Origin of the sequence: Campylobacter concisus, from assembly GCF_050447445.1 — a bacterium.
Lineage (GTDB): Bacteria > Campylobacterota > Campylobacteria > Campylobacterales > Campylobacteraceae > Campylobacter_A > Campylobacter_A concisus_BI.
The window spans coordinates 858780-869726 of sequence record NZ_JALMFW010000001.1; the positions used below are offsets into that span (position 1 = coordinate 858780).

The window sequence follows — 10947 nt, forward strand, 5'->3', positions numbered from 1 at the left end:
GCCGTTTAATAGGACTTTAAACGACCTTGAAAGCATTTTTATTCTCCGCTTGCTATCTCTATGGCGTCGTCTACGGAAAATTTCTTTTTAGTCGTTCGCTCTGCGGTAAATTCGTTTAATTTATCGTAATCAAATCCAGCGTTTATTATGTTATTTACCTCTTTTTGCCGTTTCATGGTCTCTTTTAGCGTCTCTATCTTGTCATCGTCCTCGTATTTGAAGTTTTCAGGTTTTAACGCCTCTTTATGGGCTTCAAGCATTACTTCGAGATCGTAATTTACGTTTAGTCTCGTAAATTCGCTAAATTCAGCACGTTTTATGACAGCGCGGATAGCTTTCATATCGTCTTTAAAGACCTTTTTAACGGCCTTATATGTTTCCGCGCTCATAGGACATATCTCTTTATCATTTGCTTCGCAGATGAAATTCCCCTCCAAATCAAACACGAATATCGAGCTTACGTCGTCTATGTTTTCGCTAACTAGTACTGGCGTTTTTACGGCCGGGAGAAACGGCGAGCCGAATTCTCTTGCATCGTAACTAATTCCCTTTTTGCCTACCGTTCTAGACTCCAATCCCCCCGCATGTAACATAAATTCCTCCTTTCTTACTCCCTTTAACGGAGTCGTATCGCTATTCCAACGATCCATCGGGCTTGATTTTTTGCGTCCTACACTCATTATGTCCCATTTAAGCACCTCGGCTTCAAATTTAACCCTTACCTGATCTAGCGTTAGTAGGTATTTAAGGTTGGTCTTTTTAACAAGTCCTAGCTCGTCTTTTGCGGATCTGTCTTTTTTAGGCGTTCTTTGCTCGATTGCCTCTCTCATGGCTAGGTTAAATCCTATATACCCCGGCGTTTGAGAGATGCCCGCATGCTGCATTACCCCAAAGTGTCTCTCTACAAAGCCCTTTTCGTCGCCGCTATATGCTATGGCTCTATCGTAGTCGATATTTAGACCGTTTAGTAGATGCTGGAACTGGTCGCTTAGGTAGTCTTTACCGTTGTCGCCCTTTATGTAGTCTGGTTTGCCCAGTTTATTAAGTGCTTTCCACATGAGCCTTACAAGGCCCAGGGCATTTGATTTTCTCTCTATACTGGCCACACATCTGCCACTATATACGTCCACGATGCTAAGGATATTGGCTCGTATAGCCTCTCCTTTTTCTCCGTCTCTTACCATCACGTCAAGCGGTGAGCTATCTATTTGCCAGCATTGATTGCGTCTGGTTATCATCTCGCCCTGATCGCCCAGAGCTGGCTGGAAGTAGCTTTTCGCTTTATCTTCGCCTTTCGTGATCATTATGTATTCAAGCTTGTTAATGGCGTAATAGCCGTCTAGGTATCTTTTTATTACGCCTGCGTCAAAGAGCGGTTTTATCTTTCCGGTTAGAAATTTCGGATAATTATGCACTTCGCCTCTGCGCCTAAAATACTCTTGATGGAGTCTACGGTAAAGCTCTGTTATATTTAACCCACCTGCGCCGTAAGCACGGAAATTTTCAAGTATAAACTCCTTCATCCACTCTTCAAGCACGCTGGCATTTTTCCTATGTTTGCCTCGTTTGTCTATTAGCGCCGCCGCGCCCTTTTCCTTATAAGCCCTTTGCCATCTAAAAAGGTTTGCCTCACTTATGTCGCTGTCCTCGCAAAACTTTTTACATGACACGCCTTGTTTTTTAGCCTCTTCATATTCTTTTAGCACTTTGATTTTTTCATTTATTTCCTCTTTTTCGCCATCGTCCAGCACTGCGTATTCCCTGCTTAAATTCTCTTTTTTACCGTCGCTAGCACTCTCTTTGTTTTTGCCGCCGCCCTTGATCTCGCTAAATTTTATCTGTCTAAATCCGCTTTGCTCCGAGCCGTCCTCTATGTACACGCATACATCTTTATCTGCTTTGCCGCTTTTTATCGCTGCATCTATATCCGCGATCTCTACCGCAAACAGCAGCTTTGCTCCACCACGGCTTCTGATGCCGGCGTCTTTTATACGGACGAACTGATATTTTTGAGAATTGCGTCTGGCGGCTTCTTTAAGAGCACTCAAAGAAACGCCGAAAATTTCAGCAGCCACAGCAGTTTCGACATAGATCATTTAGCTAGCCTTACTCTCTTCTTGTTCTTTTTTAAGACCACTTGGAAGCTCTTTGATTATGCCCTCACTTAAAAGCACTTCAAACACCTTTCTTGAAGTAGCGAAATTTTTACTACCTGCCACTTGACCACTTATCACCATATATGTGGTTCTCTCACTAAGATTGTGTTTTTTAGCCCACTGTCTTATGCTTATGCAGTTATCGGTGAAGTATTTCTTTATCACTTTGTGCTCCTTTCTTATGATTTTCATTGCTAAGTCGGCTTATTAAATTTTTAGTTATAATCTCGTTTTAAGACCATAAATAAGGATTTATATGCACGAAGCTAAGATGAACTTCGCTTGCCCTAAGTGCAAGCAAGCTACGGCGATATCCATAACCACGTTAAAGTTAGATACCTTTGAGTGCTATCATTGCGGCGAGAAGTTCTATGCTGGCGCATTGCCTAAGCTTGCCTATAAGCTTAGTAAAGAATTTCACAAGCTTTTCAAAAAGCATGCCAACGCATACTTTTATACTAGGATAGAGTTTGAAAGAGACTTCCAAGAGATAGATGATGGCGGAAGATTTTTCTTTGATGAGCTTAAAAGTTTTCAGGATAACGATATGCTTATCGCACCGCCTAGATTTGAGATACTAGCTTACCAGTTTAAGTGTATAGACACTAGCGCTAGAATGCTTTTGCACGACGATAGCATAGCTCATCCAAAAGACTATTTTATACCTGCTAATTATCAATTTTCGTATAAATTTAGCGAAGTTATGGATGAGCCGTATCTAAATGCGTCGCACAAAGACATACCTAGTGAACAAGATCGCGAATTTCTCGGGCTACATCTACTTGATTACGCCAACTTAATCCACTATACAAGACTTTATAACTCATATCTAAGAGCTTTTTCGCATACTCATCACACGTTTGCTTGTCTTGAGTATTGATCGAGTCTATATGTCTATATAAGACTCTATCGCAGTATCTCACAAGCTCCCTTGAATATCCGCCTTGGCTCAAAACCGCGAGCAGCCTCTCTGCACCTTTGCCTAGTCGTTGTCTAACGCTAAAGCTAGACTCGCTCGGCTCGGAACCACAAAATATGACTTTCATTTCTTGCCTTTCTGCCGACTTAACAATGAAAATTTAAAGAACTATTTCGAACCTTTGAAAGATTTAATCTCAAATAAGATATAATTTTTCGTAGATTTGAAAGAATTATACAGACATTTGCATACATTGTCAAGATATATTTTAAATTTTTGCATACTTTTTTATAAAAGGGGTGTTTATGGATCAAAGCTCAAGAGAAATTTTAGATAGATGGAAAATTAGTCTGAATATAAAGACCGATAAAGAGCTTCGCGAGAAATTAGGTGTTGAGAGACCAGCAATGGATAAATGGATTAATAGAAATTCTATACCAGACGCAGCATTTAAAAAATTTGATCAAGTATGTAAAAGTATGCAAAAACAAAGTAATGCAGATGGCTACTGGATAAAAAAAATAAACCAAAAAGTCGGTGCAGGCACTAGCGTAGACATAACAGAAGTCGATGTTATAGACGAAGATGATAAGTTCTTTGTTCCAGCGACTTTTTTTAAAACTATAATGAAAAATGAAAAACTACGTATGGCTCAAGTTGACGGCTATTCTATGGTGCCGATGCTTCATCCAGACAACTGGGTTATTTTTGAAAAAACAAAAGAATTTAAAGGCGACGGCTTGTATGTGATAATGTATAACGACAACTTAATGGTAAAAATACTTCAAAAAACGCCACGCGGAAATTTATATATCAAAAGCACGAACAAAGATTACGAAAGCTTTGAGCTAGATGAAGACACGTATGAGTCCTGCCAAATTATCGGCAAAGTGATTAAATGTATTATTTAAAATAAACTTAAAATGTGTCTTAATCAAGAATACCAAATTTTTAAGAATAAAGCCTTTGAATTGTGATATTTTTGCGATGTGTCTTAATAAGCTTTTGAATATATCGTCTCTTGATACATTTAAGACACATTAAGTTTAATTAAGACACATTTTTTGCATTTTTTTGTGTCTTAATACCCATATTTTTAAATTTTATCTATGTTCTTGACGGCAAACCTTAAGCGGTATATGTCCTTGATGCGTAAAATCTTGGGACGATTTTTGGGACGCTTTAAAAGGTGTTTAAAAGTCGATTATTTGGTATTTAAAGTCTTTTTGCGATGTTAAATTTTTCCGCTTTTTTGGGACAAAACGGACGATTTGGGATTATAGGGATTTTTCTTGCAGCTGAATTTTTGCATTACAACTGAGAGTGAAACTTTTTAAGGTGCCTATTTTACGTGCTTTCAAAAATTTCGCGCTAAAATTTCTCACTCTCATTTTCTATACCCCCTCACAAAAAGCGTAAATTTACTTGATGAGATAAATGACCTTGATATGCCAGCTAGCAAACTCTCAGGCGGTCAAAAGCAAAGACTTTGCATCGCAAGGATGCTAACTACAAAGCCTGAAGTGCTCATGCTCGATGAGCCTTGTTCGTCGCTTGATATGAAAAATGTCTTGATTATAGAAGAGCTTTTAAAAAGCTTGTCGCAAAAATATACGATCATCATCACCACGCACAATGAAGAGCAGGCAAAGAGGCTTGGCGGCAGGATAGTCCGCATAGTAGATAAGAAATTTGCATTTTAAAAGAGCTAGAAATTCTAGCTCTAAATTTAGTCGATAAACCTCTTTGTGATATTTGCGTAGGCATCGATCCTGCGGTCTCTTAAAAATGGCCAAATTCTGCGGACTTCTTCACTTCTTTTCATGTCTATTTCAACGATCTTGCACTGCTCATCTGTGCTATTTGCACGGAAAAGTTGCTCGCCTTGTGGCCCAAAAACAAAACTATTTCCCCAAAATTTTATCCCATCCATCACGCCGCTATCATCTTTTTCAAAGCCGACGCGATTTACTGCGACCACTGGCAGGCCATTTGCCACGCTGTGGCCTCTTTGCACCGCCACCCATGCTTCAAGTTGCCTTGACTTTTCATCATCACTATCGCCCTCAAACCAGCCAATAGCAGTTGGATAGATGAGAATTTTCGCCCCTTTTAGCGCCATGAGCCTTGCCGCCTCTGGATACCACTGATCCCAGCAGACCAAAACGCCAAGCTTGCCAAGGCTGGTTTCAACTGGCTCAAAGCCGATATCGCCAGGCGTGAAGTAAAATTTCTCGTAAAATCCAGGGTCATCAGGGATGTGCATTTTTCGGTATTTGCCAGCCACGCTGCCATCACGCTCGAAGACAAAGGCGGTGTTGTGATAAAGTCCGTCAGCCCTCTTTTCAAAAAGCGAAGTGACTAAAACAACGCCATTTTCTTTTGCCACCCTGCCCCAAAAAGCGACATCTTCTTGCCACTCGTTTGCATGATCAAAGAAATTTGTATCCTCGCTTTGGCAAAAGTACTGCGTCTGGTGCAGCTCTTGGCAGACAACTAGATCGGCACCGCCTTTTTTTGCCTCTGCGATTAGCTCAAGTGTCCTTGCGATAGTCGCCTCTTTTGTGCCTTTAAATTCTTGTTGAAGTAGTGCTACTTTCATCTCATTTCCCTTCTTTGTCGTTGTACGGGTCTAAATGCGTGGTTATCTGCCACGAATAATCCCTAAATTTCTCTCTTATCTCAGCTTCAAGCGAGTCGGCCACCTCATGCGCATCGTAAAGCGAGATATCTTTGTCAAAAACTAAATGCAGCGTTAAAAATATGGTATTTGCGCTCTGCCTTGTGTTTAGATAGTGAAAATCAGAAATTCTTTCTTTTGCCTTTATCATCTTGATGATCCCCTCTGTGACTTCAGGGCTTGCTGCATGATCTAACAAGATACCAAAGGCGTCTTTACCTAAATTTATAGCACTTTGAGCGATGTAGCCGCTTATCACGATACCAAAGATCGCATCTATCATCACAAATCCGCTAAATTTAATGATAAGTAGCGAGATGATGACTGCTAGGTTGCTAAAAAGGTCGATCTTATAGTGCAGTGCGTCTGCTTTTATGATAAGGTTTCCACTTTTTTTAGAAATTTGGTTTAAAAATAGCACCAAACATAACGTCACAACTACCGAAAAAACCATCACACCAAGGCTTAAGCCAAGGTCTATCTCTAAATTTGGCTCGCTAAATTTTTTAATACTCTCATAAAATATATATCCAGCAGCCACCACGATGATGATGCACTCAAATAGCGCTGCCAACGCCTCTAACTTTGTATAGCCAAAGTTAAATCTCTCATCAGCTTGCTTTCTTGACTTTCTAAGCGCAAATAAATTTAAAAGCGAAACTATAAAATCAAGCATCGAGTCAATCGCTGAGCCAAGCACAGCGACCGAGCCACTAAAAAGCCCAGCTGTAAATTTCACAAGTGCTAGCAAAAAGGCGCAAGCTCCAGCTGCGATAACTGCCTTGTTTTCGCCCTGCGTGCACTCCTGCTTATTTATGCGGTTAAACTCATAATCAAACGGACTTGACAAAGTTAAGACCTTTTGTATCTATTTTGGCTTGAGCAGTGAAGCGAGCCATTTTGACGCACAAAAACTAGCGAATTTACACCGATGATCTTTCTATCTGGAAGTGCACGGGCTAATAAATTTAGCACCTTTTCATCGTTTTCGTCGTTATATGTTGGCACGATCAAGGCACCATTTATAAAGATGAAATTTGCATAGGTGCAGCCAAGCCTTTTGCCATCATAAAATTTAGGTTTAGGAAGCGGCAGAGCAAGTAGCTTAAAGCCAGTTTTTTTAAGCTCATCCTCCATCCTTTTTAGCTCATCAAAGTGCTCATCACTCTTGTCATCACAAGCTGCGTAAGCTATCGTATCAGGCGTGATAAAGCGCGCTAAAGTATCGATGTGACTATCTGTGTCATCGCCTTTTATAAAGCCATTTTCAAGCCAGATGATACGCTTTAAGCCAAATAAATTTTTTAATTTTTCTTCGATCTGCTCTTTGCTAAGTGCTTTGTTTCTATTTTCATTTAGCAGGCATTTTGAGGTGGTTAAAAGCACGCCATCGCCGTTAAACTCGATACTGCCACCCTCTAGTATCATATCAACTGGCTCAAGCTTAGTTTTGTAAATTTTAGCTAGCTCTAAATTTATCGCATCATCTTTTGAGCTCTTAAATTTACCGCCCCAAGCGTTAAATTTAAAGTCGTAACTCTTTACACCGTCCTTGGTGCAAACATCGATCATGCCGTAGTCTCTGATCCAAGTATCATCAGTATCAAGCTTTACAAACTCAACATTTTTAAATTTCTTAAACCTAGAAAAATTTGCCTCATCAGGGCAAATGAGCACCACCTTCTGATAGGGCGTAATAGCAGCCACAAGCTCTTCATAACTAGCTAAAATTTCCTCCAAATAAGGCTCCCAGTCGCTCTTACTATGTGGCAGCGATAAAAACAAAAGCTCCTGCTCTTCCCACTCTGCGTAAGCTCTCACGCTCTCTCCTTATAAATTTTATAAATTCCATAAATCGTAATAAATATCCAAAAGACCTCTATCAAAAATGAGCCAAGGTTAAAATGCACAAAAAGTGAGATGATAAGTAGCACCGCACCTGCTAAATTTATTATCTGATAGGCTAGATCGCGGCTATTTAGGCGGCCGATTTGAAGTAAAAAGTAGCCCATCACGATACAAATCATCCCTAAAAAGCCGATGATCTGAAAAAGATCGATCAAATTTTATCCTTTTTGCAAGCTTAAATTTAAAGCAAGATCATATCTAATTAGTTTTAAATTTATGATTATAAGATAAAATAACTCCATTTTTCAGATTGGATTAAAGTTTTATGGATTTTGAGTTTATTGAGAAATTTTACCCACTCTTTGTAAAGGCCGGGGTGCTTACCTGTGAGATCGCCTTTTTAGGGATCGTTTTTTCTATTTTAATCGGTATTTTTTGTATGGCTGTGAAATTTTACAAGCTAAAATTTCTCTCAAAGCTCGTTGATTGTTACGTCGAACTCTCAAGAAACACGCCGCTTCTTATCCAGCTCTTCTTTTTATACTACGGCTTGCCAAAGCTTGGAGTGTCGATGAGTGGCTTTGCCTGTGCGGTCGCTGGGCTTAGCTTTCTTGGAGGTAGCTACATGAGTGAGAGCTTTAGACTTGGTTTTGAAGCGGTTAGAAGGTCACAGATAGAAGCAGGCCTTAGCATAGCACTTAGTAAAAACCAGCTTCTAAGATATGTCATCTTACCACAAGCTTTTAGCGTGGCGCTTCCAAGTATCAGTGCAAACGTCATATTTTTACTAAAAGAGACAAGTATCGTTAGTATCGTAGCGCTCGCTGATCTAGTCTACGTCGCAAAGGATCTCATCGGACTTTACTACAAAACAGACGAGGCACTCTTTATGCTGGTGGTGAGCTATCTCATCATCATCTTGCCAGTCTCGCTGGGGCTTAGCTACATCGAAAAAAGGGCAAGACATGCAAGGAGTTAGTATTTTATTTGACACGCAAAATTTACTAAGGCTCTTTGAAGGTCTAGTCATTAGCACAGAAATTTCATTTATCTCTATCTTTATCTCTATAATCGGTGGCTTAGTGTTTGGCGTGCTTATGAGCATGAAAAACAAATTTATTTATTTTATTTTAAAAATTTGCCTAGAAATCGTTCGCATAATGCCTCAGATTGTTTGGCTATTTTTATTTTATTTTGGTGTCAGCAAGGCGTTTGATATCCACATTTCAGCATTTACGGCCTCACTCATCGTCTTTAGCTTGTGGGGAATTTTTGAAATGATGGACATCGTGCGTGGCGCAATAACATCAATACCAAAACATCAATTTGAATCAGCCGCCTCACTTGGGCTTAGCAAATTTCAAATTTACTCTCACGTCATCATCCCACTTGCCACAAGAAGGCTAGTGCCTGGAGCTGTAAATTTACTAAGCCGTATGATAAAAACAACCTCTATCGTCGTGCTAATTGGAGTTGTAGAGGTAGTCAAGGTCGGCCAGCAGATCATCGAGCGAAATGTATTTATAAATCCTATGGCGCCATTTTGGATATATGCACTCATATTCTTTTTATATTTTGCGATCTGCTATCCAGTCTCAAGACTATCTAAAAAACTAGAAGAAAAATGGAGCTAAAATGAGCGAAAACATATTAGAACTTAAAAAAATAAATAAATTTTATGGAGAGCTTCACGCCTTAAAAGATATAAATTTAGAGGTTAAAAGCGGTGAAGTGGTCGTGCTTCTTGGACCATCGGGCTGTGGCAAAAGCACAACTCTTAGATGTATAAACGGACTTGAGAGTATCGCAAGCGGCGAGATAATAATCGATGGCGAAGTGATTGATGCTAAATTTAATGATTGGCAAAGGATCCGCCAAAAGGTCGGCATGGTCTTTCAAAGCTACGAGCTCTTTGATCATATGAACGTCATAGACAACGTCCTTCTTGGGCCTTTAAAGGTACAAAAAAGAGATAGGGCCGAGGCTGAAAAAACGGCTGATATGTGGTTAAGCAAGGTTGGACTGCTTGATAAGAAATTTGCCTATCCAAAGGAGCTAAGCGGCGGTCAAAAGCAGCGCATAGCAATAGTAAGAAGCCTTTGTTTAAACCCTGAGATTATGCTATTTGACGAGGTTACGGCTGCACTTGATCCAGAGATCGTTAGAGAGGTGCTTGACGTGATACTAAATTTAGCCAAAGATGGAATGACGATGCTAATAGTTACCCACGAGATGAGCTTTGCAAGGGCGGTTGCAAACAAGATCGTATTTATGGATGCTGGAGCGATCGTGGAGATCAGCGAGCCAGAGGAATTTTTTACCAATCCAAAGAGCGAGAGAGCGAAGAAATTTCTAAATTTATTCTCGTTTTAGAAAAAATAAGAGATAATTTGCCGTTTTTTCAAAATGCGTTTAGAGCGAAAATTTAACGCTCTTATTTATTTAACTTTTTTACAAGGAGAAAGAGTGAGAAAATTTAAATTTTTCTTATTAGCATTAATCGCTACCGTCTTTCTAACGGGTTGTGGTAATGACAAAGGTGCCGACACGGCAAAAGCTGCTTCAAACGAAGCTGATGCGATCGCAAAGATCAAAGAGCGCGGATATGTAAGAATTGGCGTTTTCAGCGACAAACCACCATTTGGCTATGTCGATAAAGACGGCAAAAACCAAGGCTATGATATTTACTTTGCAAAACGTATCGCAAAAGACCTACTAGGCGATGAGAGCAAGGTAAAATTTGAGCTAGTCGAGGCTGCTGGTAGAGTTGAAGTTTTAGTAGCTGATAAAGTAGATATCACGCTTGCAAATTTCACAAAAACGCCTGAGCGTGCACAAGTTGTTGACTTTGCGCTTCCATACATGAAGGTTTCGCTTGGCATCGTAAGCCCTGAAGGTGCGGTGATAAAGAGCATCGATGAGCTAAAAGACAAAACCTTAATCGTAAATAAGGGCACAACCGCAGACGCGTTTTTTACAAAAAATTATCCAGATATTAAGCTTGCAAAATACGACCAAAATACTGAAACATTTGCAGCTTTGGTTGATAAAAGAGGTGCTGCACTAGCGCATGATAACGCCCTACTTTTTGCCTGGGCGAAAGAAACTCCTGGCTTTGTCGTAGGTGTTGAAGCACTTGGTGATGTGGACGTGATAGCCCCAGCTGTTAAAAAAGGCAACAAAGTTTTACTTGACTGGCTAAATAATGAGATCATTGAGCTTGGAAAAGAAAATTTCTTCCACAAAGACTATGATGCCACACTAAAACCGATCTATGGCGATAGTGTAAATCCAGAATCACTTGTCGTCGAAGGCGGCAAACTATAAATAATGAGGTGTTGCAG

At 40.0% G+C, this 10947-nt stretch carries 13 protein-coding genes; 7 read left to right on the forward strand and 6 right to left on the reverse strand.

The window, feature by feature from the left end; all coding sequences use genetic code 11:
• Positions 1–38: 38 nt before the first annotated feature.
• Positions 39–2096, reverse strand: a complete 2058-nt coding sequence (locus MTT30_RS04510; protein WP_429801134.1) for a DDE-type integrase/transposase/recombinase — start codon at positions 2094–2096, stop codon at positions 39–41.
• Positions 2097–2321, reverse strand: coding sequence for a hypothetical protein (locus MTT30_RS04515; protein ID WP_021086766.1), 225 nt, complete (start codon positions 2319–2321; stop codon positions 2097–2099).
• A gap of 91 nt (positions 2322–2412) precedes the next feature.
• On the opposite strand from MTT30_RS04515, the gene MTT30_RS04520 reads away from it, so the two are divergent.
• The 3 genes from MTT30_RS04520 (at position 2413) to MTT30_RS04530 (ending at position 4778) form a co-directional block, all read left to right on the forward strand.
• A complete protein-coding gene (locus MTT30_RS04520; protein ID WP_429801135.1) occupies positions 2413–3036 on the forward strand; it encodes a hypothetical protein in 624 nt (207 codons plus the stop codon).
• A 344-nt stretch (positions 3037–3380) separates the two neighbouring features.
• A complete protein-coding gene (locus tag MTT30_RS04525; RefSeq protein WP_257640300.1) occupies positions 3381–3986 on the forward strand; it encodes a LexA family transcriptional regulator in 606 nt (201 codons plus the stop codon).
• Positions 3987–4451: 465 nt separating this feature from the next.
• Positions 4452–4778 (forward strand): ATP-binding cassette domain-containing protein, encoded by a 327-nt coding sequence (locus MTT30_RS04530; protein WP_429801809.1) that lies wholly within the window; start codon positions 4452–4454, stop codon positions 4776–4778.
• Positions 4779–4804: 26 nt separating this feature from the next.
• On the opposite strand, the gene MTT30_RS04535 is transcribed toward MTT30_RS04530, so the two are convergent.
• From MTT30_RS04535 to MTT30_RS04550, 4 genes are read right to left on the reverse strand one after another with little or no spacing between them, the layout of a single operon-like run.
• Positions 4805–5677, reverse strand: coding sequence for a carbon-nitrogen hydrolase (locus MTT30_RS04535; protein ID WP_429801136.1), 873 nt, complete (start codon positions 5675–5677; stop codon positions 4805–4807).
• A 1-nt stretch (position 5678) separates the two neighbouring features.
• The gene (locus tag MTT30_RS04540) at positions 5679–6605 is read right to left on the reverse strand and encodes a cation diffusion facilitator family transporter (RefSeq protein WP_429801137.1); all 927 of its coding nucleotides are present in this window, start codon (positions 6603–6605) and stop codon (positions 5679–5681) included.
• Positions 6606–6607: 2 nt separating this feature from the next.
• Positions 6608–7576, reverse strand: coding sequence for an agmatine deiminase family protein (locus tag MTT30_RS04545; protein ID WP_429801138.1), 969 nt, complete (start codon positions 7574–7576; stop codon positions 6608–6610).
• Complete coding sequence (locus MTT30_RS04550; RefSeq protein ID WP_084110060.1) at positions 7573–7818, reverse strand: CBU_0592 family membrane protein; 246 nt, start codon at positions 7816–7818, stop codon at positions 7573–7575. Before MTT30_RS04550 ends, MTT30_RS04545 begins: the two co-directional genes overlap by 4 nt.
• A gap of 110 nt (positions 7819–7928) precedes the next feature.
• On the opposite strand from MTT30_RS04550, the gene MTT30_RS04555 reads away from it, so the two are divergent.
• From MTT30_RS04555 to MTT30_RS04570, 4 genes are all read left to right on the forward strand, one after another.
• Entirely contained in the window at positions 7929–8582 is a 654-nt protein-coding gene (locus MTT30_RS04555) for an amino acid ABC transporter permease (RefSeq protein ID WP_429801139.1), read from the forward strand.
• On the forward strand, positions 8569–9237 hold the full coding sequence (locus tag MTT30_RS04560) for an amino acid ABC transporter permease (RefSeq protein ID WP_429801140.1): 669 nt from the start codon (positions 8569–8571) through the stop codon (positions 9235–9237). Before MTT30_RS04555 ends, MTT30_RS04560 begins: the two co-directional genes overlap by 14 nt.
• 1 nt (position 9238) lies before the next feature.
• A complete protein-coding gene (locus MTT30_RS04565; protein ID WP_429801141.1) occupies positions 9239–9976 on the forward strand; it encodes an amino acid ABC transporter ATP-binding protein in 738 nt (245 codons plus the stop codon).
• A 93-nt stretch (positions 9977–10069) separates the two neighbouring features.
• Positions 10070–10930 carry a cysteine ABC transporter substrate-binding protein gene (locus tag MTT30_RS04570; protein WP_021091264.1) on the forward strand — a complete coding sequence of 287 codons (861 nt, stop codon included), beginning with the start codon at positions 10070–10072 and terminating at the stop codon, positions 10928–10930.
• The last annotated feature ends 17 nt before the right edge of the window (positions 10931–10947 follow it).

What these genes read in the sequence shown, in the direction of transcription:
- MTT30_RS04510 (WP_429801134.1), bottom strand. Translation starts at nt 2,096, where the DNA reads ATGATCTATGTCGAAACTGCTGTGGCTGCTGAAATTTTCGGCGTTTCT.
- MTT30_RS04520 (WP_429801135.1), top strand. Translation starts at nt 2,413, where the DNA reads ATGCACGAAGCTAAGATGAACTTCGCTTGCCCTAAGTGCAAGCAAGCT.
- MTT30_RS04525 (WP_257640300.1), top strand. Translation starts at nt 3,381, where the DNA reads ATGGATCAAAGCTCAAGAGAAATTTTAGATAGATGGAAAATTAGTCTG.
- MTT30_RS04535 (WP_429801136.1), bottom strand. Translation starts at nt 5,677, where the DNA reads ATGAAAGTAGCACTACTTCAACAAGAATTTAAAGGCACAAAAGAGGCG.
- MTT30_RS04555 (WP_429801139.1), top strand. Translation starts at nt 7,929, where the DNA reads ATGGATTTTGAGTTTATTGAGAAATTTTACCCACTCTTTGTAAAGGCC.
- MTT30_RS04560 (WP_429801140.1), top strand. Translation starts at nt 8,569, where the DNA reads ATGCAAGGAGTTAGTATTTTATTTGACACGCAAAATTTACTAAGGCTC.
- MTT30_RS04565 (WP_429801141.1), top strand. Translation starts at nt 9,239, where the DNA reads ATGAGCGAAAACATATTAGAACTTAAAAAAATAAATAAATTTTATGGA.